24 protein-coding genes and 1 pseudogene are annotated in these 25595 nt (G+C 58.2%); 11 read left to right on the plus strand and 14 right to left on the minus strand.

Going from position 1 to position 25595, the window contains the following annotated elements; translation table 11 throughout:
• Window positions 1-3: 3 nt before the first annotated feature.
• The 3 genes from copC to ACIQVE_RS08920 are packed head-to-tail and all read right to left on the minus strand — an operon-like array spanning window position 4 to window position 3102.
• Window positions 4-387, minus strand: a complete 384-nt coding sequence (copC, locus tag ACIQVE_RS08910; protein ID WP_115146694.1) for a copper homeostasis periplasmic binding protein CopC — start codon at window positions 385-387, stop codon at window positions 4-6.
• Between the two features lie 56 nt (window positions 388-443).
• Window positions 444-1379 carry a copper resistance protein B gene (locus ACIQVE_RS08915; RefSeq protein ID WP_402806900.1) on the minus strand — a complete coding sequence of 312 codons (936 nt, stop codon included), beginning with the start codon at window positions 1377-1379 and terminating at the stop codon, window positions 444-446.
• 10 nt (window positions 1380-1389) lie between these two features.
• Window positions 1390-3102, minus strand: coding sequence for a copper resistance system multicopper oxidase (locus ACIQVE_RS08920; protein ID WP_402806903.1), 1713 nt, complete (start codon window positions 3100-3102; stop codon window positions 1390-1392).
• Window positions 3103-3382: 280 nt separating this feature from the next.
• Here ACIQVE_RS08920 and ACIQVE_RS08925 point away from each other — a divergent pair, with 280 nt between their 5' ends.
• The 5 genes from ACIQVE_RS08925 to ACIQVE_RS08945 all read left to right on the plus strand — a co-directional run bounded on the left by ACIQVE_RS08925 (window position 3383) and on the right by ACIQVE_RS08945 (window position 10013).
• Window positions 3383-3724, plus strand: a complete 342-nt coding sequence (locus tag ACIQVE_RS08925) for a hypothetical protein (protein ID WP_402806906.1) — start codon at window positions 3383-3385, stop codon at window positions 3722-3724.
• A 99-nt stretch (window positions 3725-3823) separates the two neighbouring features.
• Window positions 3824-5080 carry a TolC family protein gene (locus ACIQVE_RS08930; protein ID WP_402806908.1) on the plus strand — a complete coding sequence of 419 codons (1257 nt, stop codon included), beginning with the start codon at window positions 3824-3826 and terminating at the stop codon, window positions 5078-5080.
• A complete protein-coding gene (locus ACIQVE_RS08935) occupies window positions 5077-6360 on the plus strand; it encodes an efflux RND transporter periplasmic adaptor subunit (protein WP_402806910.1) in 1284 nt (427 codons plus the stop codon). Before ACIQVE_RS08930 ends, ACIQVE_RS08935 begins: the two co-directional genes overlap by 4 nt.
• Window positions 6357-9479, plus strand: a complete 3123-nt coding sequence (locus ACIQVE_RS08940) for an efflux RND transporter permease subunit (protein ID WP_402806913.1) — start codon at window positions 6357-6359, stop codon at window positions 9477-9479. Before ACIQVE_RS08935 ends, ACIQVE_RS08940 begins: the two co-directional genes overlap by 4 nt.
• Window positions 9480-9539: 60 nt before the next feature.
• Complete coding sequence (locus ACIQVE_RS08945; protein ID WP_402806914.1) at window positions 9540-10013, plus strand: anti-virulence regulator CigR family protein; 474 nt, start codon at window positions 9540-9542, stop codon at window positions 10011-10013.
• A 26-nt stretch (window positions 10014-10039) separates the two neighbouring features.
• Here the strand turns inward: ACIQVE_RS08945 and ACIQVE_RS08950 are convergent, their stop codons facing one another.
• From ACIQVE_RS08950 to ACIQVE_RS08970, 5 genes are all read right to left on the minus strand, one after another.
• Window positions 10040-11392, minus strand: a complete 1353-nt coding sequence (locus ACIQVE_RS08950) for a c-type cytochrome (protein WP_402806915.1) — start codon at window positions 11390-11392, stop codon at window positions 10040-10042.
• Between the two features lie 17 nt (window positions 11393-11409).
• Window positions 11410-13656 (minus strand): molybdopterin cofactor-binding domain-containing protein, encoded by a 2247-nt coding sequence (locus ACIQVE_RS08955; protein WP_402806917.1) that lies wholly within the window; start codon window positions 13654-13656, stop codon window positions 11410-11412.
• A complete protein-coding gene (locus ACIQVE_RS08960) occupies window positions 13656-14111 on the minus strand; it encodes a (2Fe-2S)-binding protein (RefSeq protein WP_402806919.1) in 456 nt (151 codons plus the stop codon). Before ACIQVE_RS08960 ends, ACIQVE_RS08955 begins: the two co-directional genes overlap by 1 nt.
• 88 nt (window positions 14112-14199) lie before the next feature.
• Window positions 14200-15162, minus strand: a complete 963-nt coding sequence (locus ACIQVE_RS08965; protein WP_402807155.1) for an AraC family transcriptional regulator N-terminal domain-containing protein — start codon at window positions 15160-15162, stop codon at window positions 14200-14202.
• Between the two features lie 136 nt (window positions 15163-15298).
• On the minus strand, window positions 15299-16636 hold the full coding sequence (locus ACIQVE_RS08970; protein WP_402806921.1) for a hypothetical protein: 1338 nt from the start codon (window positions 16634-16636) through the stop codon (window positions 15299-15301).
• A gap of 384 nt (window positions 16637-17020) precedes the next feature.
• On the opposite strand from ACIQVE_RS08970, the pseudogene ACIQVE_RS08975 reads away from it, so the two are divergent.
• The 3 genes and pseudogenes from ACIQVE_RS08975 to ACIQVE_RS08985 all read left to right on the plus strand — a co-directional run.
• Window positions 17021-17245 (plus strand): annotated as a pseudogene (locus ACIQVE_RS08975) (SAM-dependent methyltransferase); the annotation flags it as partial.
• Window positions 17246-17474: 229 nt separating this feature from the next.
• On the plus strand, window positions 17475-18134 hold the full coding sequence (locus ACIQVE_RS08980) for a hypothetical protein (protein WP_402806923.1): 660 nt from the start codon (window positions 17475-17477) through the stop codon (window positions 18132-18134).
• 85 nt (window positions 18135-18219) lie between these two features.
• A complete protein-coding gene (locus tag ACIQVE_RS08985; protein ID WP_402806925.1) occupies window positions 18220-18531 on the plus strand; it encodes a hypothetical protein in 312 nt (103 codons plus the stop codon).
• 73 nt (window positions 18532-18604) lie between these two features.
• Here the strand turns inward: ACIQVE_RS08985 and ACIQVE_RS08990 are convergent, their stop codons facing one another.
• From ACIQVE_RS08990 to ACIQVE_RS09000, 3 genes are all read right to left on the minus strand, one after another.
• Entirely contained in the window at window positions 18605-19564 is a 960-nt protein-coding gene (locus ACIQVE_RS08990; protein ID WP_402806927.1) for an EamA family transporter, read from the minus strand.
• 609 nt (window positions 19565-20173) lie between these two features.
• Window positions 20174-21223 carry a tyrosine-type recombinase/integrase gene (locus ACIQVE_RS08995; RefSeq protein WP_402806929.1) on the minus strand — a complete coding sequence of 350 codons (1050 nt, stop codon included), beginning with the start codon at window positions 21221-21223 and terminating at the stop codon, window positions 20174-20176.
• Window position 21224: 1 nt separating this feature from the next.
• Window positions 21225-21467: a DUF4224 domain-containing protein gene (locus tag ACIQVE_RS09000; protein ID WP_095135434.1), complete on the minus strand. Its 243-nt coding sequence runs from the start codon at window positions 21465-21467 to the stop codon at window positions 21225-21227.
• A 13-nt stretch (window positions 21468-21480) separates the two neighbouring features.
• Between ACIQVE_RS09000 and ACIQVE_RS09005 the strand changes: the two genes are divergently transcribed.
• Complete coding sequence (locus ACIQVE_RS09005) at window positions 21481-21780, plus strand: hypothetical protein (RefSeq protein ID WP_402806931.1); 300 nt, start codon at window positions 21481-21483, stop codon at window positions 21778-21780.
• Between the two features lie 58 nt (window positions 21781-21838).
• On the opposite strand, the gene ACIQVE_RS09010 is transcribed toward ACIQVE_RS09005, so the two are convergent.
• On the minus strand, window positions 21839-22033 hold the full coding sequence (locus tag ACIQVE_RS09010; protein ID WP_041481068.1) for a hypothetical protein: 195 nt from the start codon (window positions 22031-22033) through the stop codon (window positions 21839-21841).
• 28 nt (window positions 22034-22061) lie between these two features.
• A complete protein-coding gene (locus ACIQVE_RS09015; protein ID WP_402806933.1) occupies window positions 22062-22577 on the minus strand; it encodes a hypothetical protein in 516 nt (171 codons plus the stop codon).
• Window positions 22578-22670: 93 nt separating this feature from the next.
• On the opposite strand from ACIQVE_RS09015, the gene ACIQVE_RS09020 reads away from it, so the two are divergent.
• A complete protein-coding gene (locus ACIQVE_RS09020; protein ID WP_402806936.1) occupies window positions 22671-23192 on the plus strand; it encodes a hypothetical protein in 522 nt (173 codons plus the stop codon).
• The gene (locus ACIQVE_RS09025; RefSeq protein WP_402806938.1) at window positions 23189-23494 is read left to right on the plus strand and encodes a hypothetical protein; all 306 of its coding nucleotides are present in this window, start codon (window positions 23189-23191) and stop codon (window positions 23492-23494) included. The genes ACIQVE_RS09020 and ACIQVE_RS09025 overlap by 4 nt, the downstream gene beginning before the upstream one ends.
• Window positions 23495-23496: 2 nt before the next feature.
• On the opposite strand, the gene ACIQVE_RS09030 is transcribed toward ACIQVE_RS09025, so the two are convergent.
• The gene (locus ACIQVE_RS09030; protein WP_402806940.1) at window positions 23497-25560 is read right to left on the minus strand and encodes a DNA cytosine methyltransferase; all 2064 of its coding nucleotides are present in this window, start codon (window positions 25558-25560) and stop codon (window positions 23497-23499) included.
• Window positions 25561-25595: the final 35 nt, after the last annotated feature.

Here is a 25595-nt window from a genome sequence, read left to right on the forward strand (position 1 = left end):
CAATTACTTCACTTTGAACGTAACGTTGCCGGTGATCGGGTGAGTGTCCGATGACACCGCGCGCCATTCGACTTTGTAGCTGCCGGCGGGCAAAGGAGAGAGCGGTGTGATAACCATGGTTTTCGGGTCGCTGCCGCCAGAGACTTTGGCCTTCATGGGCATCGGGGCGTGGGCCATGCCGGACATTTCGGTCATGACCAGTTTCGCGCCGGAGAACTGGGTCACGAGATTTTCGGAAAAGTGCAGTTCGATCTTGCTGGGGGCCGCGCCGTCCGCGCCTTCCTGCGGGGTAGAGGAGAGCAGTTTCGGGTGCGCCTGAGCGAATGAGCTCAGCAGCAGCCCGGTGGAAAGTGCGATGGCAACAACGGTGGTTTTGATCGGGCGCATACAAGACCTCTGACCGCGTCTAGCGGTAATTATTGTGATTGTTAAGTTGACGCGTTTTAGAACCACAGCCGAACACCCAGGACCAGACGTGCTTCGCTGCGATCCTCGCCTTCGTCGTTGGCATAATCAGCTGTTTTGCCGTAGGTGCGGTTCCAGGTCACACCGATATAGGGCGCAAACTCACGACGAATTTCATAACGCAGGCGCAGGCCCGCTTCAGTGTTGGACAGGCCAGAACCGATGCCGCGTTGCGGGTCGTTTTTGCTGTAGACATTAAGTTCGGCGGTTGGCTGCAAAATCAGTCGATTGGTCAGCAGGATGTCGTAGTCGCCTTCCAGTCGTGCGGCGGCTTGGCCACCTTCGCCGATAAACGCCGTGGCCTCGGCTTCAAAGTTGTACAGCGCCATGCCTTGCACGCCAAACGCCGCCCAGGTTTGCGGGGCGCCGGGTTTGAAATCCTGGCGAACGCCGGTCACCACGTCCCACCACGGGGAGATGGCGTGGCCCCACAGGGCCTGGACTTCCGCATCTTCGGTCTTGCCGTTGGTGCGTTCGCCTTCGGAACGCAGCCACAATCGGTCGATATCGCCGCCGATCCAGCCGGAGAGATCCCAGGCCAGGGCGCTGCCGTCATCGGCGTCCTGCCATTCAAGTTTCTCTGCAAGAAAGAACGTGTTGAGCGCGGCGTCGTGCACCTTATGCCCACCCGGACTGACAAACACCGCGGCGCGATCGGCATCGGTCAGTGCCGGAATCGGCGTGCGACTTTCGGTCGGCGCAGAGGGCTGCATTTGGCCGTCGTCCATGCTTTGCATCTGGCTGTGGTCCATGCCCTGCATCTGGCTATGGTCCATGCCCTGCATCTGGCTATGGTCCATGCCCTGCATCTGGCCATGATCCATGTTCTGCATGCCGTCCGTGGCCGCCATCGCCGAGGAAAGTGTCAGGCTCGCGGTCACGAGCGCTAAAGAAACTGGAGTAATCCTGATCATGGGTAGCGCCTCATTCTTCTACGCGAACTTCACGGAACATGCCCATTTCCATGTGATACAGGAGGTGGCAGTGATAGGCCCAGCGGCCGAGTGCGTCGGCGGTTACGCGATAACTGCGCCGGGAGCCGGGCGGCATGTCGATGGTGTGTTTGCGCACCATGAACTGGCCGTTTTCGTCCTCGAGATCGCTCCACATGCCGTGCAGATGGATGGGGTGAGTCATCATCGTGTCGTTGACCAGCACAATCCGGATTCGCTCGCCGTACTTGAGGCGCAGCGGTTCGGCATCGGAGAACTTCACGCCGTTGAATGACCAGGCGAACTTTTCCATGTGGCCCGTGAGGTGCAGTTCGATGGTGCGGCCGGGGTCGCGGCCGTCCGGGTCTTCGAAGGTGCTGCGCAGGTCGGAATAAGTCAGGACGCGACGACCGTTGTCACGCAGGCCGAGGCCAGGGTCATTGAGTTTGGGGGAGGTGGTCATGGCCTGCATGTCCACCAGCGGATTGTTGCTTTCCGTCGCGGGATGGGACTGCATGTCGCCCATTCCAGCCATGGCGCTGTGATCCATGCCTGCCATGTCACCGCCCATAGCGCCGTGATCCATGCCGCCCATACCCATGTCATCCATGGTCACCAGCGGCCTTGGGTCCAGCGCTGGTATCGGCGCGGACACCCCCGTCTTCACCGCCAGCGTGCCACAGGCATAGCCCGTGCGATCCATAGACTGGGCGAACAAGGTGTAGGCATCCTGGGTCGGCTCGACAATCACATCGAACGTCTCTGCCACCGCGATGCGAAACTCGTCGACGCTCACCGGTTTGACGTGCAGACCGTCGGCGGCGACCACCGTCATTTTCAGACCGGGAATGCGTACGTCGAAGTAGGTCATGGCCGAGCCGTTGATAAAGCGCAGGCGCAGTTTTTCGCCGGGGCGGAATACCCCCGTCCAGTTCATGTCAGGCGCCTGGCCGTTCATCAAGTAGGTGTAAGTCGCGCCGCTGACGTCGGCCAGGTCCGTGGGGTTCATCTTCATTTCAGCCCACATCTTTCGATCTGCGACCGTGGAACCCCAACCTTTTTCACTGACGTCGTGGATGAAATCGCCCACGGTGCGCTTGTTGTAGTTGTAGTAATCCGACTGTTTTTTCAACGTCTTCATGAGGCCGGCCGCGTCTTCGTCGGTCCAGTCGGTCAGCATCACCACGTAATCGCGGTCGTACTCGAACGGCTCTGGCTCCTTGGCATCGATCACCAACGGGCCGTAAACGCCGGACTGTTCCTGAAGCCCCGAATGACTGTGATACCAGTAAGTGCCGTTCTGCCGGACCTTGAATTGATAGACATACATCCCGCCCGGTTCAATGCCATGAAAGCTCAGGCCCGGCACGCCGTCCATGTTGGCCGGCAGCAGAATGCCGTGCCAGTGAATGGACGTGTCGGCATTGAGTTTGTTCCTCACCCGCAACGTCACCGTGTCGCCCTCGCGCCAGCGCAGCAAAGGGCCGGGAATGCCGCCGTTGATGGTCATCGCGGTGCGCGGGTTGCCGGTGATGTTGACCGGGGTTTCGCCGATGAACAGGTCGAAATCAGTCCCCGCCAGGACATTCGGCTCGCCGGGACTGGTGATCGCCCAGGCAGGTGTGCGCCATAGGCCCAGGCCACCGAGAATCCCGGCGGCGGCGATTCCCTTCACAAAGGTTCGTCTTGTTGTTTCAGGTTGCATGGCGCTTTGTTCCTAGTCAGTCGGATAACAGAGCAAGCAGGAGATACAGCCAGGTTTGATGACGAGGTTAAGCAGTGCAACCTTTCAGAAGGCTGAGCCGAAGATTACGGTTTTGTCAGTTTCACCTGTTCATTCTGATTGTGGTGTTGTGGCTTACCTGATGCCGGTAATACTGGCTTAATTCAGGTTAGGTGATATCGCCTGGGTCAGGCCTGCCGGCAGATTGTTTATGCCGTGCGTCCAATTGTAAGAGCCATTTTCAGCGACTACACTCCAGCCCATGAAACGCTATCTGCGGTTTTGCCTCATCTTCATGCTCAGCCTGGCGCTTCCCCTCAGCGGGATGGCGAGCGTTCAGGCACCGACAGAACCTTGCCCAATGAAAGCGACGGGCATGGCGATGACGGGCGACATGGAGATGGACTGCTGCAACGATATGAAAAGCCCTTCCGAGCACGGCAAACCTTGTAAGCCGGGCCAGGAATGCAAGACCGGCGGCATGCTGCAAGTCTCGATCCTCAAGCCTCCTGTCACCTTGTTCAGCCCCGTAGTGCTTTCCTTCTTCAGCGATTCCCTACCCGTACAGACCCCGTCCGGGGTATGGCGACCGCCTCGCGTTTGATTCCTGTCCCACATTGAGCCTCATTCCGCAGTAACGGGATTGACTAGCTGCGCGCGTGTCTTTTGGCGCGTGCAGTGGATGATTACAGGAATCGCAAACATGAACTCCAAGTGCTATTGCACAGGCTGGGCCCTCGTGGCCGGTCTGGTGGTAAGCGTGCTGGCATTGCCGAGCTTGGCTGGCGCATTGACACTCGATGAAGCGTTGCGGCTGGCCGAACACAATGCGCCGTCGCTGGCCGCACAAGACGCCAGGATTCAGGCTGCCAGCAGTGCAGCTATTCCCGCCGGTGAACTCCCCGATCCCAAGCTACTGCTGGGGGTGCAGAACTTTCCCATTGGCGGCCCGGATCGCTGGAGCATCGATCAGGACTTCATGACCATGCAAATGGTCGGGTTCAGGCAAGAGATGCCCAACAGCGACAAGCGCAAAGCACGCATTGAAGTGGCCGATGCGGCCATTGATCGCACCGCTGCGCAGCGGCAAGTCGAACGCCTGAAGGTGCGCCAGTCCACGGCGTTGGCTTGGATCAACAGCTACTCGGTTGAGCGCAAAGATGTGCTGTTCCAGGACTTCTACAAAGAAAACCGCCTGCTGACCGATACCGTCCGGGCCCAGATTGCCGGTGGCCGCGCTCAGCCCGCCGACGCGGTGACGCCCAAACAGGAAGCGGCTCAGTTGGCGGAGCAGCAGGACGAGCTGATTGTCCAGAGAGCAAAGGCCCGAGCGGCCCTCAAACGCTGGATTGGCTCCGCCGGCAACGACAAACCGGTGGGCAGCTTGCCTGACTGGCCCGTCGATACCTCAAGTTACTCCCACAAGCTGCAACGTCATCCCGAGCTGGCAGCATTTGCGCCGATGACCCGCGAAGCCCAAGCCAAGGTTCGCGAAGCAGTATCTGAGAAGCAGTCGGACTGGAGCTGGGAAGTGGATTACCAGCGCCGTGGTCGTGAGTTTGGCGACATGGTCAGCGTGCAGTTTTCCTGGGATCTGCCGTTGTTTCCTGACTCTCGCCAGAATCCCAAAATCGCCGCTAAACAGTCTGAACTCAGCCAGCTTGAGGCGGAGCGCGAAGCGCTGTCGCGCGAGCACACACAGCAACTGGAGAACGAACTGGCTGACTATGAGCGCCTGAATCGTGCCGTGCGCAGAAACCAGCAAAGCCTATTGCCGCTGGCCAGGGAAAAGGTCGACCTCAGCCTGGCCAGCTACCGCGCCGGCAAAGGCGATTTGAGCGCCGTGGTTGCCGCTCGACGTGAACTCATCGAGGCCCGTCTCAAACAGATCGACGTAGAAGAGCAACGAGCGCTGAGCAGTGCTCGTCTGTATTTTGCTTATGGGGAACCCAGCCAATGACCCTTGAAAAAGGCAACGCAGCCTTGTTGATCGCCATCTCGCTGGCATTGGGTGTAGCGGGTGGTTACTGGTTCGCTCAGCAGCGCATGGACGAAGTCACCGATACCGCCTCGCCGCAGAGCGCTAGTTCACCCGCTGAGCGCAAAGCGCTGTATTGGTACGACCCCATGTACCCGCAACAAAAGTTCGATAAGCCGGGTAAATCCCCGTTCATGGACATGCAATTGGTCCCCCAATACGCCAGCGCAGCGGGGGACAGTGCGGCCGTCACCATCGATCCAGGTCTCACCCAGAATCTCGGTCTGCGTGTTGCAACAGTCACCCGTGGAACCTTCGACTCCAGCCTCGATGTGACGGGTGTATTGGCATTCAACGAGCGCGATGTTGCGGTGATTCAGGCGCGCACCAGCGGTTTCGTGGAGCGGGTCTATGCCCATGCCCCGGGTGATGTGCTCAAAGCCAATGCGGCGTTGGCGGATATCCTGGTGCCAGAGTGGGCTGCTGCGCAAACAGAGTTCCTTGCCCTCAAGCGCAGCGGGGATGCTGAGTTGTTGGTTGCTGCCCGTCAGCGCCTGCGGCTGACAGGTATGCCGGCAGCACTGATTGCTCAGGTGGAGCGGGGCGGTAAGGTTCAGCCGTACCTGACGCTCACCAGCCCCATTGCCGGTGTTCTGCAAGAGTTGAACGTTCGCGCCGGTATGACCGTGGCGACTGGCGATACTCTTGCGCGCGTCAATGGCTTGAGTAGCGTCTGGTTAGCCGTGGCTATTGCGGAGTCGGACGCCGGATCAATCACCGTGGGGCAGGCGGTTGAAGCGCGACTGCCAGCCTTCCCGGGGACAACGCTCAGTGGCAAGGTCAGCGCGATTTTGCCCGAGACCAATCCGGACAGCCGCACCCTGCGTGCGCGTGTGGAACTGCCCAATGCGGACGGGCGCCTCAGGCCGGGCTTGACGGCGCAGGTACGCCTGAACCGCTCCACTGGGCAACGTGTGTTGTGGGTGCCGAGCGAGGCCGTTATCCGCACTGGCCGACGTGCCTTGGTGATGCTCGCCGAAGATGCCGGCCGCTACCGTCCCGTCGAGGTGCAACTCGGGCCGGAGAGCGATGGAAAGACGGTGATAGTGAAAGGTCTGGAAGAAGGCCAGAAGGTGGTTACGTCTGGCCAGTTCCTGCTCGACTCTGAGGCGAGTCTCAAGGGCATAGTTGCCCGTTCAGAGGATGAGACCGACGATGGCGTGCGTGCCGAACGCCTGGAACAATCCGGGAGCCAGCCATGATCGCCGCACTGATTCGTTGGTCGGTGGCCAACCGATTGTTGGTGCTGCTGGCGACGCTGTTCGTCACGGCGTGGGGCATCTGGTCGGTACAAAGCACGCCGATTGATGCGCTACCCGACCTCTCCGATGTGCAGGTGATTATCCGCACCCCTTATGCCGGACAAGCGCCGCAGATTGTCGAGAATCAGGTGACCTATCCGTTGGCCACCACCATGCTCTCGGTGCCGGGCGCCAAGACCGTGCGTGGTTATTCCTTCTTCGGCGACAGCTTCGTTTATGTGCTGTTCGAAGACGGGACTGACCTGTACTGGGCGCGCTCGCGGGTGCTGGAATACTTGAGCCAAATACAAAGTCGATTGCCGGCCAGCGCCAAACCGGCGTTGGGGCCGGACGCGACGGGAGTAGGCTGGATCTATCAATACGCACTGGTGGATCGCAGCGGTGGACATGACCTGGCGCAGTTGCGCGCCCTTCAAGACTGGTTCCTCAAGTTCGAACTCAAGACTCTACCCAACGTAGCGGAAGTGGCCACTGTGGGTGGCATGGTCAAGCAATATCAGGTGCAACTGGATCCGCTGAAAATGGCCAGCCTCGGCATCACTCAGGCACAGGTAACCGAGGCTATCGGCAAGGCCAATCAGGAAACCGGTGGCGCGGTGCTGGAGATGGCCGAGACCGAGTTCATCGTGCGGGCTTCCGGCTACCTGAAGACGCTCAATGACTTCCGCTCGATCCCGCTCAAGTTGGCAGCGGGCGGTGTGCCGGTGACCCTGGGTGATGTCGCCACGATCCAGTTGGGACCGGAAATGCGGCGTGGCATTACTGAACTCGACGGCGAAGGCGAGACCGTCGGCGGCGTGGTGATTCTGCGCAGCGGCAAGAATGCGCGCGAGACCATTGCTGCGGTCAAGGCCAAGCTCGATGAACTGAAAAGCAGTTTGCCGGCGGGTGTGGAAATCGTCGCCACCTACGACCGCAGCAAACTGATCGACCGCGCGGTGAAAAATCTCAGCCACAAACTGATTGAAGAGTTCATCGTCGTCGCATTGGTCTGCGGGATCTTCCTCTGGCATTTGCGCTCATCCCTGGTGGCGATCATCTCCCTGCCTGTGGGTGTCTTGATTGCCTTCATCGTCATGCGTTACCAGGGGATCAACGCCAACATCATGTCCTTGGGCGGGATTGCCATCGCCATTGGCGCCATGGTCGATGCTGCCGTGGTGATGATCGAGAACGCGCACAAGAAGATCGAGGCTTGGCACGCGGCCCATCCTGGAGAGGAGTTGAAGGGGGAGCGTCACTGGCATGTGGTGACCGACGCGGCGGCAGAAGTCGGTCCGGCACTGTTTTTCTGTTTGCTGATCATCACCTTGTCGTTCATTCCGGTGTTCACGCTGGAGGCGCAGGAAGGGCGATTGTTCGGCCCATTGGCGTTCACCAAGACTTACGCCATGGCCGCAGCAGCGGGATTGTCCGTAACCCTGGTGCCCGTGCTGATGGGCTACTGGATTCGCGGGCGAATTCCTACTGAGCATCAGAACCCATTGAACCGCTGGTTGATTCGGCTCTATCAACCAGCCCTGGATGCGGTGTTGCGTCGTCCCAAAGTCACTCTGCTGGTGGCGCTATTGGTTTTTCTCAGCACCCTATGGCCACTGTCGCGCCTGGGCGGCGAGTTTCTGCCACCGCTGGACGAGGGCGATCTGCTCTATATGCCTTCTGCTCTGCCGGGATTGTCGGCGCAGAAAGCCGCGCAACTGCTGCAACAGACTGACCGTCTGATCAAGACCGTGCCTGAAGTCGAGCACGTCTTCGGTAAAGCGGGGCGCGCTGAAACCGCCACCGACCCTGCGCCGCTGGAGATGTTCGAAACCACCATCCAGTTCAAACCGCATGAGCAATGGCGTCCAGGCATGACCCCGGCAAAGTTGGTCGAAGAACTGGACCGAGTGGTACGGGTCCCCGGGCTGACCAATATCTGGATACCGCCGATCCGCAACCGTATCGACATGCTGGCCACCGGCATCAAGAGTCCCATCGGCGTGAAAGTTGCCGGCACCCACCTGACGCAAATCGATGCCGTGACTCAGGCAGTCGAGCGTGTGGCCAAGGGGGTGCCCGGTGTCAGTTCGGCGCTGGCCGAGCGACTGACGGGGGGGCGCTATATCGATGTGGATATCGACCGCAAGGCCGCTGGCCGCTACGGACTGAATATCGCCGATGTGCAGTCCATCGTGGCGGGCGCTATCGGTGGTGAAAACGTCGGAGAGACCATTGAAGGGCTCGCACGTTTCCCGATCAACGTGCGTTATCCACGAGAGTGGCGTGACTCGCTCACGGCCCTGGAGCAATTGCCGATTTATACACCGTCGGGTAGCCAGATCACCCTTGGCACAGTGGCGAAAGTCAAAGTCACCGACGGACCACCGATGCTCAAAAGCGAGAATGCTCGGCCGTCGGGCTGGGTATACATCGATGTGCGTGACCGCGACATTGCCTCGGTGGTCGCTGACCTGCGCCGGGTCGTCAACGAGCAGGTCAAGTTACAGCCAGGCATGAGCCTGAGCTATTCGGGACAGTTCGAATTTCTCGAAAGAGCCAACGCACGCCTCAAACTGGTGGTGCCCGCCACGCTGCTGATTATCTTTGTGCTGCTCTATCTGACGTTTTCGCGGTTCGATGAGGCCCTACTGATCATGGCCACGCTGCCGTTCGCACTGACTGGCGGAGCATGGTTCCTCTATCTGTTGGGCTACAACCTGTCGGTCGCCACCGGCGTTGGTTTTATCGCTCTGGCCGGTGTTTCCGCCGAATTTGGCGTGATCATGTTGCTCTATCTGAAGAACGCCTGGGCCGAGCGTGAACGCCTCGGCGACAACACTGAACGCGGACTGATGGCGGCGATTTGTGAAGGCGCTGTGCAACGCGTCCGACCCAAGGCCATGACCGTGGCGGTGATCATCGCCGGTCTGCTACCGATCCTTTTGGGTAGCGGCACCGGCAGCGAAGTCATGAGCCGCATCGCCGCGCCCATGGTTGGCGGCATGATCACGGCGCCGTTGCTGTCGTTGTTTGTGATTCCGGCAGCGTATCGGCTGATGCGTCGCCCCTCGTCTTGAGCACTAAAACCTGGAATACCGTCTACATTCCTATAAGCATTCCCTTTCTGAGAGGACGTCATGTTTAAAACTCGATTTCTCGTAGCGTCTGTTACTTGTTTTGCTTTGGCTGTGGGCTCAGTGATGGCGCTGGCTGATCCAGGCAACGGCAACGGCAACGGCAAAGGTCAAGGGAACGGAAAGGGCGGGCCCCAGAACAATCAGGCACACGGCAATCAGGGAGGTAAAGGCAAAGGTTCCAGCTCGGACAATTGGGGGCGTGCGCCTGTTATCGATCGTGGCGGAGTCTTGGGGGTACTCAATGGCTACCCGAACTACTGGAATCCTGGTCCCTCGCTACCACCGGGAATACAGAAGAACCTGGCCAGAGGGAAGCCGCTCCCTCCAGGCATCGCCAAGAAACTGGACGGTCGGTTACTGGGCAGGCTTCCCCATTACGACGGTTATGAATGGCAGCAGGCGGGTACGGACTTGATACTGGTTGCCATTGCTACCGGCTTGATTTACGAGGTGCTTAACGGTGCTTTTGATTAGCGTTCGAAGGGCTCTCAAGATTTCATTTAGCGCATATGCAGAATGATCGGGCTGCTGCTGGCCGGATCGGTGTGTTCACGCAGCTTGCTCACCGCCTGTGCATCAACAGCGCTGCCCTGATTGCCCCAGCTGCTGCGCATGAATGTCAGGACTTCGGCAATCTGCTGATCCGACAACTGTTCACGAAATGCGGGCATGCGATAGGCGTCCGGCACACCGGCAGCGACCACACGCTGCGCACCATTGAGGGTGATGTTGATCGCCGAGGCGCTCTCTTTGGACAGTGCAGAGGTCGCGCCCGCCAGCGGCGGCATCCATTCAGGCTGGCCCTTGCCGTCCAGGCCGTGGCACGAGGCACAACTCGTCACGTAGGTGTGGACACCCGGTGAGTCCGGACGCGTCGCTGCCGAAACCTCTTGGTACTGCCATGGCTCTCCGTCGCGTTGGCGGTCCCCGGGCAACGACTTGAGATAGCGGGCAATGGCCGTCAGATCTTCATCAGTCATGAACTGCGTGGAGTTGTTGAACGCCTCGGTCATAGAGCCGTAGACCACCGCGTGTTTGTTGCGACCGGTCTTGAGGAATTGCACGATTTCGGGCTCGCTCCATCGGGCCAGGCCCGTGTTGTGATCATCACGCAGACTCGGCGCGTACCAGCCATCCAGCAAAGCCCCCGCGAGGAACGGCGTACCGGATTCATCGAGTGCTTTTTCGTTGAACGCCAGACCGCGCGGCGTATGACAACTGCCGCAGTGTCCTGCGCCCTGAACGAGGTAAGCGCCGCGGTTCCACAGCTCATCCTGCGACGGTTTGGTCACGTAGGGCTCGGCGTCGACAAACACACCGTTCCACACTGCAATAGGCCAGCGCAGGTTCAGCGGCCAGGGAATTGAACTCTGGATGTTCGCCTGTTTGACCGGCGTCACGCCTTTCATGAAGAACGCGTACAGCGCACGCACATCGTCGTCACTGAGCTTGGCGTAAGACGGGTAGGGCATCGCCGGATACAGACGGCGACTGTCGGGTGCCACGCCCTGGCGCACGGCACGGTCGAAGTCCGCCAGGCTGTAATGGCCGATGCCTGTTTCTGTGTCCGGTGTGATATTGGTCGCGTGGATCGCTCCCAGCGGTGTGGCCATTTCCAGGCCGCCGGCGAACGGTGGTCCGCCCGGCACGCTGTGGCAAGCCACGCAGTCGCTGAGCCTGGCGACATATTCGCCACGAGCCACCAGCGCCGGGTCGATGTTGGCCACAGTGATCTGTTGGCTTTGAAGAGGCGAGGCGGGCTCGCGGGTCACATACCAGGCCAGCAGGCCTGCCGCGACCAGGCACGGCACCGCCAGCCAGCCTGCGGTTCTAACGAATCGGCTGTTATTCATGGACGCTCCGGCGCTGATCAAGTGAAGGTGTGTCGGCTCATGGGTAGGCTGCGAACCCGTTGTCCCGTCAGCGTCGCCACCGCATTGGCGACGGCCGGCGCGACGGCGGGCAACGGCGGTTCGCCGATGCCGCCCATTTTTTCCCCACTCTCGACGACACGAACGTGTACCCGTGCCATCCGCGCAGGCGGCAGGATCGGATACAAGTCGTAGTTGCGAGCCCGAGGCTTGCCGTCAATCCAGACTGCCTCCTCGACCAGCGTCTGAGACAATCCCAGCGCCACGGCGCCATTGACTTGAGCCTCGACAATCGCGGGATTGACGATGCTGCCGGGGTCAATTGCCTGCCAGATGTCGTGCACCTTGACCTGTCCGTTCTCGATGGACACCTCGGCGATCACGGCCGTTTCTGTACCGAACGGTGAAGCCATCGCCACGCCTCGCGCACGTCGGGTGCCGTCCTCGGCAGTAAACGGCCCGCGCTTCCAGCCTCCCGACAGCTCACCCACCGCCTGCAACAGAGTGGTCAGTCGCTTGTTGTCACGCAGCAAATGCAGGCGCAGTTCGAACGGGTCCTTGGCGCCCTTGTCGGCCAACTCATCAAGGAACGATTCATAGAAGAAGTCGTTGAGGGAATTGCCCACCGAACGCCAGTAACCCAACATCGCCGGACCTTTGACATAGATCTGTGCGATCCGCTTGTTGGCTATCGCATAGGACTTGCCCGACAACCCTTCAAGCGCTGTGGGGTCGAGTTTTTCACCCTGTTTGCCGGCGATGGCTTCGGAGGGCCCTTCAGTGGCACTGATCGCTTCGATTGCCAGCGGCCAGCCATCGTTATCCAGAGCGGCCCGGAAATTCACCGCAGCAACGGGGCGGAGCACGTCACGCAGGAACTCCTCCTCCCGACTCCAGATCAGCTTGACCGGGCGGCCAACTGCCTTGGACAGCTCGATCGCCTGCGGATAGGGGCTGGCCGAGTCGTACAGGAAGTGCCGACCGAAAAATCCACCCAGCAGTGGCGAATGCAATGTGATGCGAGACGGATCCAGACCCGTGCGTTTGGCGATGTCCGCACGGAACATGTCCGGCGCCTGATTAGGCAGCCAGACCTCCAGCGAACCGTCCGGATTGAATCTGGCCAGCGCAGAAGGCGGTTCCAACTGCCCGTGGTTCAGGTACTGGTTGTGGTAAGTGGCGTCGATTCGAGTCTTGGCATCAGCAAGAACCGACGCAACGTTGCCTTCATTTTCGTCATCCCTGGCAGGACTCTTATCTTCAGCGAGTCGCTTGAGCCAGTCATCACTGGAAAAGTCTGCGGGCATTGGCCGCACTTTGCTGTCGGCCGTTGGCTCTTGCCAGTCGACCTGAATCGCTTCCACCGCACGTTTTGCGTGCCACCAACGCTCGGCGACCACTGCCACGGCACCCGGCAGACGATGCACGGAATGAACGCCTTTCATCGCCTTGACCTGAGCTTCGTTGCGTAGATTACCCACCGTCATGCCCAGGCGTGGGGCATGCTGAACGGCGGCGTGCAGCATGTCGTCGACCTTCAGATCGATGCTGTAGAGCGCCTTGCCAGTGGACTTGTCATAGGCATCGAGGCGCTTGACCGGTTTGCCGATCCAGCGGAACTGGCTCGGATCCCGTAGTTGCACGGAGGCAGGATCGGGAACCGGCAGATCCATCGCACGCTCGGCCAATTCACCGTACGCCAGCGAGCGGCCCGACGCGGCATGCACCACTTTGCCAGGTTCGGTGGTCAGTTCGCCGACCGGCACCCCAAGTTTTACTGCGCCCGCCTGCAACAGCATGGCGCGGGCAAGTGCGCCGAGGCGACGCATGACCGGGTAACTCATGCGTACCGACATGCTGCCGCCGGTGACACGCATGCCGTTCTCCATGACCACAAAAGCCTCGCCGGGTGGAGCGGCTTCGACGAGGAAGGTCGCCGGGTCGGCATCCAGCTCTTCACCGACGATCTGCGCCATTGCGGTGAACGTACCTTGCCCGCCTTCCATGAACGGGCACAGCAGACGCACCCGGTTGTCCGGGCGGATCTCCAGAAACGCCGGCACCTGCGTGCCACGTTCGGTAGTCGCCGCCGCCGCTTGCACGCGTGTCGAACCCAGCGGCAGGCCGAAGCCGAGGACCAGTGCGCCCACGGCGGTGCCGGTCAGAAAACGTCTGCGCGAGACATTGACCGGATCGTGCAGAGGGAATGTCGAGATCTCTTGGGAAGGGTCGATACGTACGTTCATCACACGCCTCCCTTACCGGCAAGCTCATGCATCGCCGCATGAATGGCGTTGTAAGTACCGCAGCGGCACAGATTGACCATGGCGGCCTCGATCTGCGCATCGCTCGGGTTGGGGTTTTGTTTGAGCAGTGCCGTGGCTGCCATCACCTGTCCGGACTGGCAGTAACCGCATTGGGCGACCTGAAGATCGACCCACGTGGAGACGACCCGCTTGCCCACTTCATCCGCCTCGATGGCCTCAATGGTGGTGACCTCCCGGCCGACCACACCGGCCACCGGCGTGACGCACGAACGCACCACATTGCCGTCCACCAGCACCGAGCAGGCGCCGCATTGCGCCAGTCCGCAGCCGTACTTGGTGCCGGTCATGCCCAGATCATCGCGGATCACCCACAGCAAGGGTGTATCGGCGTCGGCATCGACCTGATAGGTCTTCTGGTTTATTCGTAGTTCCATGGCTCACCCGCTTGATCATCGGTTGACTTGCATTGTTATAAGCAGTGAAACGCGGCGAGGCGTATCACCGGCAAAGCTGGTTTTTCGTTCAATTTGCCGCGTTGTCGAGCGCTTCTGCTTCCAATGGCTGTCCCCGCAGCAGCGCAATGTCACGACTGGGCGCGGTACCGAACAGACGGCCATATTCACGGCTGAACTGCGAAGGGCTTTCATACCCGACAGCAAACGCCGCCCGCGATACGTCGAGGCGCTCTACCAGCATCAGCCGGCGGGCCTCGTTCAGACGCAGCCATTTTTGGTACTGCAGCGGGCTCATGCCGGTGAGATGGCGGAAATGATGGTGAAAGGTGGGAGGACTCATCTGCACCCGCGCCGCCAGTTCGTCGATGCGCAGCGCAGCGGTGTAGTTGACCTTGAGCCAGTCGATGGCTTTGGCGATGCGATAACCCTGGCCATCGACGGCAGTAATTTGCCGCAGCCGCGCCCCTTGATCGGTATTGAGCAGTCGAAAGTGGATTTCTCGCAGAACCAGCGGCGCCAGCACCGGGATCGCCTCGGGCTCATCGAGTAATGCCAGCAGTCGATCGAGCGCGCCTTCCAGAGCGGACGACATGTTGCCAATGCCAGCACCCGTCCTCGTAGATTGATGCCGCTTCGCGGGCAAGCCGCTCTTGGTGATGACCTCGGCGAGCATGCTGACATCCAATTTTAGTACGAGGCCGACACAGGGCTGTTCCGGGCTGGCAAGAAGCACTTCGGAGTTGGCTGGCAGATCCAGTGACGTGACCAGAAAACGCGAATGGTCGTAGCTGTAACCCTGACCACCGACCCACAGCCGTTTTTCACCACGTCCTACCAGAATCAGGCTCGGCTCGATCATGCACACGGCAGGGGGCGCCGGCTGGTCGCGACGAAACAGCGACAGACCGGGAATAGCTGTCGAGAAGTCGCCCGGTACGCTCACGCGAGGGCCAATGTTCAACGCCAAAGGTGACTCGTGGCGCTGGGGATAGGGATCATGGTGGGTCACTCCTGTTGACCGAACTCTAATCCGCGCAACAAACGTTTCCTATCCACCACGGTGCATCCCCATAGGATTAGGCAAGCATTCAAGAGGAATGCACTAGGGCACGGGCCGATCGACGGGGAGAATGTTTCGATCTGTTACAGGGACGTGCCCATGCGGGCTACTCACGTTTGAACCGCTTGACTACGCCAATTGCAGCGAACCATGCCCATTGGCCGCAATCAACCAGCAGACGCTTCATTAAATGGGCGCACTGGCCGAGGCGGTAGCGTACAGCCCGCAGAATGAGACGTCTGTCAGCTGCGGGTCGCGCATCAATCAGGCATAGCTTGGTGGTGGATAGAGCCACTTTTGCTCCGATCGCTAAAGCAACGGCGAGGAAATACATCCAACGATGATTCTTGGCTTTGTCATGTTGGCTTACCAGTGCCGACAACTGCTTCAAGTATGGTTTGGCCGCGGCCAGCCCGGGGATGATGCACTCGCTGGCCAAGGCCACTGTGTGGCTGCTGATACCCATGTCCACAACACCCGGTGGACCATCAGGTCTGGCTGAGCAATAGTGGTAAGGCGCGTACTCACAGGTGCTTGACAGCGGCGATGATCGCGAGAAATCACTGGAAAAGTACTTCGCGGGACACAAACGTTGATTGTATTCGGCGATCTCTTTGCGAATGGCGCTCACATCATCATCGCTTACGGTCCGGCGACTCGCGGAGTAAAACCCTTTGGATTCATCGGGTGCGAATTGGATAAAGTAGCCGGCTTCGCCTTCCTTGATGTGTGTGAAGGTCCTCTGCGAATCGCGGCTCCACTGGCACGACCGAAGGTCATCCAGGCCATTGGTCTTACAGTAGTCGTCGTAGCGTCTGATTTGGTTCAACAAGTAACCGCTGGCGTCCTGGATGTTCACCGTTGCCTCCTTTAGTAATGCGGTGTCTTCGTTGGCGCCGTTGTCCGCCACGAAAAACACCGCTGCTACCAAGGCCAGCGGGAACCAGAAGTGATCGTAGATCTGGCGAAAGCGTTCAGTGAGGTTGAGGTTGTCATAGAACAGAATCATGACGCCCCATCCGGTGATAGCGCATAGCATCAATAGGGGAATTAGCCCGACCTCGCTGCCCAGGTTACCCACACCATTAATGGCGTAACGGGTGGGCAGGTAATTGATGATTGGAAACAGGCCCAGGCAATTCAATGCACCCGGCAGGAACAGGAGTGCGAAGAAGATGAGCAGGCCCCACTTCTTGCCCACCGTATAGGCCGCCGCTGAGAGTAAGGGAATTAGCAGCAGTGACAGCATCACCAGATAGCCCAGCGTGATCACCATTGCTTGATCGGGCGACCAGTAGCTTGCGATGATTTTTCCAGCTTCGTCACGCTCGGTGAAGCTCGATGACACGATGCCCAGACCTTCCAGATTCTGGTGCAAGTTGTAGGCGGCGCCATGTAAGAATTTAAAATAAGGGTGGAAGAAACTCGCGATGGAAAGTGACATCAATCTGAATCCTTGATTTCTCGGGTCATTCCTTGATTAAAGACGCGCTGAATGTGAAACACCGAACCTGCTGAAATACGTCAATCAGCGACGAGAACCAAGTTACCAACGGGCTTCCAAGCGCACAAGCCGGCGGATTCTGGCGTGGTCGTAGGCAACGACGCAAGGTCTTGTAGTCTGGATGGCGTAACGCGAGGTGGCGTTTAAACACCAGTCCAAATAAGGTTAAACGCACCTGCCAAACCACCAGCGAGAATTGCAGAGTTCCACCTGGTCGCTGCTCCAAATATGCATTCCCCACAGGAATGCACCACATAAAATCAATGCATTTTTCTTATCCGATTCCCCGACGTACCTTGCTGCAAAGACAAGGAGAATCGCCCATTGAACTCATCCACTCCCAACCTCGCCACCGATAAATTCGACACCTCCCGCGCCAGCGAATACGCCAGGCAAAGCCGCATCGCATTGGCTGGTTACGATGCCTGTCACGATCTCGCGGCGTGCATGTTGGCCGCGAGTCTCGGCCACTCGCCGTCGGCCAAAGTGCTGGTCGTCGGCGCTGGCGGTACGGCGCAGGAAATCATCGCAATGGCTACGCTGGAGCCGTCAGGCCTTAATGCATGAGGCGGGGTTTGGCGAGGCTACGCGGTTTTTTAGCAGCCTGTTTTGGGGGGGCGAGGCTGACGTGTAGAACGGTCTGAACGGAAGCCGTTGGTGTTATCCTTCCGCCGCCGCGCGTGGCGAGGATCCGTCTTATCAGCGCTGAGTTGTGGATTCGTCTTGCAGTTGGACACAATTTCAGGACGGGATTTTCAAGGAAGAACAAGGATGATTCATGAGCGAAAAGGCAAACGCACCCATCCCCGTTATACCCAAACACCCCCCGGATAAATGGAACCGCGACGAGTCTGCTAGCAGGCGCGTTATAGTCGTTATTACGCGCTCCATGAGATCGTTGTGTCGTGTTCTTTGGGAAGTTGTTAAATACCTGGCTGGAGTTTTAATAAAACTCGTGCTGGGTATCGCTGCAATTGTGAGTTTTGTTGTGGTTCTTATCTACGTAACGGCTGATTCGACGAGCTCCAATATGGTGCCTCGGCTAAATACTCTGGTCGCCACTGCCGTTGATTATAAGGTTGCTTATTTTCAGGATCAGGACTGGTGTGAAGCTCTGCTTGCCGAGGTGGGTAACTATGCTACTTCGCCTGCCTCTACTTGCGGCGATGGCGACAAAGCCAAACCCTTCGACGGGCACGGAAGCGAGATTTTTACCAAGATCAAAGATGCAGCGAAAAAGGCCAGCATAACTCCCATTAGAATCAGTGTGCGGTCCGAGAAAGGCATTGTGTCGTTCGCGAAAGTCGATCTTTCGTGCTTTTACTGTTATGCCTCCTATATCTATTCACCGAAGACTGCATACCAGCCCGATAAGGCGGAAAAAGCCAGTGTCACTGATATGAGTGGGGGTTGGTACTATGTAGATGCAGGTATTTGATCGTTCCGCTTAGCACAGATGGAGCTGGGCTTTAAAAGCTATTGAATTGTTGTGTTAGTTGTTCAGAAAATGAGGAATGAAAAATATGAAGCTTGCAGCTGGGATGCAAAATTTTTTGTTATGGATTTTTATTCTTCTGTTTATAGTTACCACCGATACCTTGATTTATCTCTCAACGTTGCTGGATTTTAATGATGCCCCGCAGCTTATATTTGTCTTCAGTTTGTATCTCCTTGTTTACCTCGGGGCTTTGTTTCTAATGGTGGCAGCGTGGAACTCTTTACATAAGCTTCTTGCGGTAAAACCGTTGCCCGCTCAGAAAATCAAGCTCACTTATGAGTTGACATTTGAAGAGCATGAAAAAATCAGAGCATTTTTGAGCGAAATCAGAAACTGAAAGCGCGGCACCGGTGGCAGCGTTTTCTCATATTCAAGAACCGCGCGCGAAGAGGCCGCCTCTCAAGTGATTCTCACACCTGCGCTTTGGCGCCCGCCTTGATAGCTGACTTGCGATACGTCAGCAATACGATGCCGGTGACCACAATCACCCCGCCCAGAACCTGCCCGGTACTGAGCATTTGATCCAGCACAATCCAGCCCATCAACAACGTGGCCAATGGCTCGATATTCATGACTGGCGCGTTGCGGGGCATGTCCAGCCGAGGCACGGAAATAAACAGCACGATAAAACCGGTGCCGTACAGCACGACAAGGGTGGCGAGGGCCAGCCATCCGGTCGAGGTTGCGGGCAGGTTCAGTCCGCTTGGAAAAGCGCCTGTCAGTCCCGCCAGATTAATGCTGCTGAAGACGATAAAAATGGTCAGCAGACTGCGTGCCGAGCCACGCACCTGAGACAACTTGTGATCGGTAATCCAAAGCGCACAGGCGAACACGCTGGCGGCGCAGAACGCCAGCGCGACGCCCAGCCACCATTCCGGGCCGACGCTGGTCGTCGACGAAAGACGTCCGGGCACGTCCAGCACAAACACCAGCCCCACCAGAATCAAACCCATCAACGAAGCAGTGCGTGCGGTCGGTCTCGGGCCACCCATCGCCCAGGTGAGCAACGCCAGCAGGATGGGAAAGACGTTGGCCACCAGCAGCGCCAGCGCCACCGGGACGCGAGCGACGGCGGAATACAGGCACAGGCTTTGCGCGGTAATCAGCAGCCCCAGCAGTAATTGCCAGCGCCAGGCACCCGCCGGCAGACGCAGACTTTGTCGTTGCCACAGCACCAGGATGGCGAGCACCAGCAAGGTCCCGCCCGAACGCAGCAAAATCGCCAGCAACACCCCCGCGCCATTATCAAAAGCCACCCGCGCCGCCACATGGTTACCGGCGAACGCACAGCCCATGCACAGCAGAATGATCACGGCGAGATGGCGGGGGAAAAGTGTTGGTGCGGATTGCGCGAGGGTAGGGCGGGGCATGATAGATCTCGAACTGTGCTCGGCCATCCGAGATGGCGTGCGGGTTTTTTCTTATGTTGTCGTACAACTTGGTCGATTTGTACCGTATTAGGGTAGGTCGGGCAAGAGGGTTTGGGAGGACTATAGGTTTCAGTGTCTGGCTTCAGGGGAGTTATTGGGTGTTGGGGTAAAAGACCGAGAGATCGTATGACCTTAGTTGGATCGCCAGATCAGAGCACCTGCACGACGAAATCCGCCTATCGATCACGGTCAAAAATCCCCACACCTGTTGTTGCGAGCGATTATTTGGTTTGCACAGGAGGGTTTCAGAAGAGGGCGCGCGAACGGCTGACAAGAAGCGGTAGCGAAACAGAAGTGGGGGACTGAAATCTCAAACCCCAGAAACGACAAAGCCCTGAATAATCAGGGCTTTGTCGTATCAAATATGGCGGAGGCGATGGGATTCGAACTCATGGACCTGTTACAGTCGACGGTTTTCAAGACCGATATGCAAAGCCAATGAAACCGTGGCCTGTAGCCGCTTTTCGTTACAATACGTTTATTTTTTGACACCTCTACAGCCCGCATTCTACAAGGGGCGGATTTTGAGTTTTGTAACGGTTTTTGGGGCTATTTTGATGGCTTGGCAATGGCGCCAATTCGTCGATAGACGCGCTCGGTAATGTCTCCTTTGGTGTGCCCCAAGAGTAGGCTCGCATCGCCGACGTCGAGGATTTCCGACGCCGCTTTCGGCCTGATGTCTCTGAACTGGAAGCCTCCGATTTTCTCCGCCAGCTGAACATCGCCTTTTTCTTCAGCTTCTTTCTTGGCCCTTTCTCTGGCGTCGTCCCATCGATCGCGAAGCATCTTCGCGGTCATCCGCTTGCCGCGTGCGCTCACGATCAAATAGCTGCAAATGTGCTGAGCATTGCGCTCGGCCATTTTCCCGATCAACAGGCCCAGGCTGTTTGGCTCATCACCGTCAGTCATCTGGATACGCAGCTTTTTGTGTGTCTTGTTTTGCTGAACTCCCAAGTAATTTCCCTCAACGTCGTCCTTTCTCATAACCAGAACATCTGCCGGTCGCTGCCCGGTCAGATAGGCCAAGTCCATCGCGTCTTTCAGCTCTTGAGCTGCCTTCATGTAAACAGCATCCCAAACCACATCATTTGCGTAATAGTCCCTCGGCGTTTCCTTGTTTTTGCGCACCCCTTGGCAGGGGTTTTCTTGGGTCGTCAGTCCCCATTCCCGAGCAATGTTGAACACGTGGGATAGGGTGGCAATCTCGCGATTCGCGCGAACCTTGGCGGTCCGCGCGTCGCGGTACCCGGCGATAGTTGCTGGGGTGATTGAGTCGATGGGAGCGCTGTCGAACATCGGCCGAAGCTGCTTTATCTCCGCCAAATTGTCCTTCTGCGTCCGCGCCGCTTTCTTCGATACGATGTCGCGGATATATCGGTCGAAGATGCCCTTCATCGTGCGCAAATCGAGCGGCTTTTCCTTAGCCTCAAGCTCTGCCCATTTGACCCTGGCCAAGTCCAGATCCTTGCCCAGCGGGATCGCCTTGCCTGTCATATCCAGATAGTAATAGGCGATCCAAACCTTTCCGCTTTTTCGTGTTCGCGTCCACTGGTACATCCGAGGCGGCAAGTTGCGTGTGTCGGCCTTGCGGGGGCGCATATCAATTCACTCGCGAGTAGTCAGGTGTCCATACCGGTGCAGCCGGCGGCGGGTTCGGATCGGCAATCGTAGGGCTGATCATGCCCAGCTTCATGCGGGCATACATGCGGCCCACCAGCGGGCGCTTGCCGCGGCTTTCGACGAACACCCACTGGCGATCAATCAGCCACCGGCGCTGGTAGGCACGGGCCTTGTAGCCGGTGAGTTCGGCCAGTTCCTCGTCGGAGAGGATTTCGGTTTCCATGAGGTATTGCTCCATGCCGCGCGTGGCGGCAGAAGGTGGTGGATATTGGGTGGTTGCGCTTGGGCTACAGTTGATTGATGCGCACCTGATGGGGAGTATTCGGATGTTCAACAAGTATCCCGAGCAAAAGCAAAGCCGGACGGTACTGGGGGCGCTCGGTGCCGCACTCCTGACGCTGGGGATTTTTCTGGTCATCATCGATGCGGTTGGTGGGTTTATTTTCGTCGTCGCGGGAGGCGGCCTTGTCATGCTGGCGTGGGTGGCGAGTGAGCGAACATTCGATCGAGTGCTGCGAGTGCTGAACTGGTTATGAGTGAGTGATTGCCCGCAGCACGGCCGCACGCGGGCAGGTTGTTGAGTTGGGTGATGTGTTACGGGTACTGGCGTTTAATGCGATCGGCGATGCCTTCGAGCTTTTCCGCCATGTATCGCATGTCATTGTTATCGCGGCGGGAGACGACGCCCGATCGCCTAACGTTGCGACCGTCAATGATCCAGGCTGCTAAGAGGATGATTGCGGATTCGAGCCGACGCCTAAGCCAGCCGGTGTGTGGGACAACCTTCATCTCCACGGCCCCCTGCACATCAGGGAGTTCACGTAGAGCGGGGCGAAGATCGTGGCGTCACCTCTGAGGCTTCTGGAATATCCTCGAATTTGTAAGTCTTGATGACGCGCTCTTCGACGCCAGAGACCTTGATAAATTTGGCCTCTTCAACCCAAGGGTAGGCGTCCGGCTCGGCATGCTTGCCGCCGCCGCTCATCTCACAAAAGGCGAGAGCACGACCATCGGGCAGGATGAAGGCCTTCACATCGACTTCGTAGTTTCGCTCCCAACTGTAGTGGCACCAAGACGGAACCCCGGGGGCGTCCACTGCGCTGTAACGCACCTCGTTCACCGCATCATCGTGCGAGCTCTCATCGTAAAGCTGATCCAGATCCTCGCCGGACATGGACGCCAAATCTTCAAGCGTAACGAGGCCATTTGGTGCATCGCCCAGGCTGTCGTACTTGTAGCCGAAAGCATCGATTCCGTGATGCATTACCAGCAGTTTGGCCATCTGGCTTGCAGTGAGCGTGTTCAGTGAGTGGTGAATGTTTGCATCGCGCATAGGGGTTCCTTGCCGCTATAGCGGCTGACTTGAATAAGAAGGGTTGATATATTTAGTGCTAAAATTGGCGGATTAATTAAGTAGAGATTTTTTATGATTTTCGGCGAGGATAGAAAAAAGATTCTTCGAATCGTTGACGAATTCAAAACTGAATCTGATCGGGGGTGCGCTGTACTCGTTTTATGCGTGCTCGAAGATTTGCTCATTGAAGTCGTGAGACATCGGCTTCCTCCATGCTCTGCTGATGAACTCCGAGCGCTGGCACCTTTTGGGCGACTGTCGGCCACAGTCAGCAACGCTTTTTTAATTGGCGCGATATCTCAACGTGAGCGTGATGAACTGAATCGGCTTATTAAAATTCGTAATAAATTCGCCCACAACGCTTTGGAAGGAATGAAGTTTCATCACCCTGATATTCGGGATATGTTTAAGAAGCTTGAACTGGCAGACGTTTTTAGCGAATTTAGTTCGCAAGTTCCAAGGGCTAGGTTTACGATCTCGGCTGTTATGATTTACTCATCTCTTTACAACTCTTTGGGCATAGTCGAGAAGCTTAAAGTTCTTGAAAGTCGAACGTATGTTCTTGAGTCCTTCTCCGACTTCGATGAGCAATGATTTATCGTAATCACCTCCAGAAGATGAAGGATCCGCTACAGTTCAGCGATCAGCCAACGGAGGTGGGTATGGAATGTTTTATCTGCGGCACTGAGTCGAGCGAAGTTCCATCAGCGGGCGACTACAAGCAGCTCGCTTGCCCAGAGTGTGGTGAGTACAAACTCTCAGGAACGGCGATAGCTCTTTTCAAAGAGCACAACTGGAAATTCAATATTGAATTCACGAGGCTCTGGCTTGAAACACAGCGAAAGGGCGGCACGATTCCATTGATCAGCTCGGAAAGGGCCGCAACTTTGATTTGAAGTCAGGCCGCTTCCGCTCGGCGTTCAGCAACACGCCACGGATCGTTGGCTCGAGCCAGTGCGGCCATCGGCGGCGGGCTGACGCTGTTGCCGCACATGTGCACCTGCTGGGTCTTGGTGAAAGGCTTACCGTCGGAGCCGTGGCTGATGATGTAGTCGGCGGGGAAGCCCTGAGCCTTGTACAGCTCGGCCGGTTGAAGCATCCGAAGGCAAATGTCGACGATCACGTAAGGCGTTCCCTTGATAGTGACGGTGACCAGGCCCAGCCGATCTTTGGTGGTGATGGTTGGCGCTGGCGCGTCGGCGGCGCTCATGTTCTCGGTGCCGTAGTAGCTGATCAGGAACGCGGCGACTCGCAGAGCACCGGCTTCAACCTCTGGCGATAGCTGGAACTCAACCAGCGAGCTCTTGCCGCCACCGCCTGCGGTTATCGTCGGCGCCGGTTCGTCCACACCCTGGCCAACGCTGGCGCCGAACTGGCGCTCCATGAAGGCGGTGACCAGCCCGTGATGAGTGCCGCCGGCGCTGATAGTGTGCAACGGGTCGGCGGTGTCCCGCGCATCGCAGTTGCCACGCAAGTGCACCAGGTTCGCCGTCACCAACTGCTGCTGGCTGCCGGTGTTGGTCACCGTGGTCATCGGATCCTCGATGCTCTTGGCTGCCGTCGTATTGAAGCCGCCATTCATCTGCGCCATGAACACTGTTGAGATGCCCATGGCGTGGGCAGCACCGGCAGGGCGCTGGTAGTTGCCGCCGCTGGTGATGGTCGGCAGCGGTTCGTCGAGCGCCTTGCCTTCATCCGCAAACCTGAACTTCACCAAGTGCGCGGCAGCGAGTGCGTGCTTCACACCACCGGCAACCACTGTTCCTAGCGGTTGATCTAATCCAGGCACTCGAGGCTCTTGGCCGGCTCGCTCGCCATAACCGGTTTGAATCAGGGTAGGACTGATCAGCGTCAGCTCGCCGCGATTGGCACAAGTGACTGTCGGCAGCGGGGCGTGGGGATCGTTGATGCGATCACTGCCCTGATGCGTTGCTGGCGCGATGATTGGGCTGGCCATGGCGAACGATCCGCCGCGCGGCCATGAAGTCACGGTTCGCAGCGGGTCGTGTGCCGACTGCACGCTTTCACCGGACCAGTTCGCGATCGGCACAATGAACGGGTCGGCCGCATCGATGACAAACTTCTTCATGCCCTTGGCGATTCGGCGAAGGGTGGCCGGTGCCAGCGGTTTTGGACGGTCGAAGATGCTTTTGCTCGGGATCGTCCAGTCAATGCACTCCGCGGCGGTGCGCCACTTCTTCTGGCCCTTTGCGGGATTCTTCGCGTGGGTTGGCTCAGGCCAGTTGATTGGCTGGCCATCGCAGCGGGCGATCATGAACAGGCGTTCGCGGCTGGTCGGCGCGCCGAAATCACAGGCCTTGATCACCTTCCATTCAACGACGTAGCCCATGACTTCCAGCAGTGCCACAAAGCGGCGCCATGTCTTGCCGCGCTGCTTCGGATCGGGAATCAGGAACTGCTGGCCGACCGGTACAACCTCACCAGGTGCGGCCACTTCGCCTCCGAGTTTCACCACCCGGCCGGTGTCCTTGTCGCGCTTGGCGATCAGTCTGCCCCACTGCAAAATCTGCTTAACGTTCTCGAGGCTGATCACGCGGGGGCGTTTCATGCCTGCCCACTTCAGGCCAATCCACGACAGGTTCCGGATCTCGCGTTTGCGCGGCTGTCCGCCGGCTGCCTGGCTGTGGTGCGTGCAGTCCGGCGACATGTGGAACCATCCAACGGCCTTGCCGCCGCACTCCGTGTCCGGATCCCCCTCGAACACGTCGGTGGTGTAATGCACGGCGCCCGGGTGATTCACGGTGTGCATGCTGATCGCCTGCGGGCTGTGGTTCTTCGCGACATTCACCGCGCGGCCAAGACCCATCTCCAGTCCGGTACCGGCGCCGCCGCCACCACCACCACAGAAGAAGTCGACAACGATCTCATCGTCCTGAGTGCTGAAGCCGAGTCCGTATTGAGTTTTGAAATCGAAGGGGTGTTTCTTCTGTTGTGCGGACATAGAGGATCCTCGCCGGTAAATTCAGCGTTTCATTT

The sequence above is a fragment of the Pseudomonas sp. NPDC098747 genome, assembly GCF_044760045.1.
In the GTDB taxonomy this organism is placed as follows: Bacteria; Pseudomonadota; Gammaproteobacteria; order Pseudomonadales; family Pseudomonadaceae; genus Aquipseudomonas.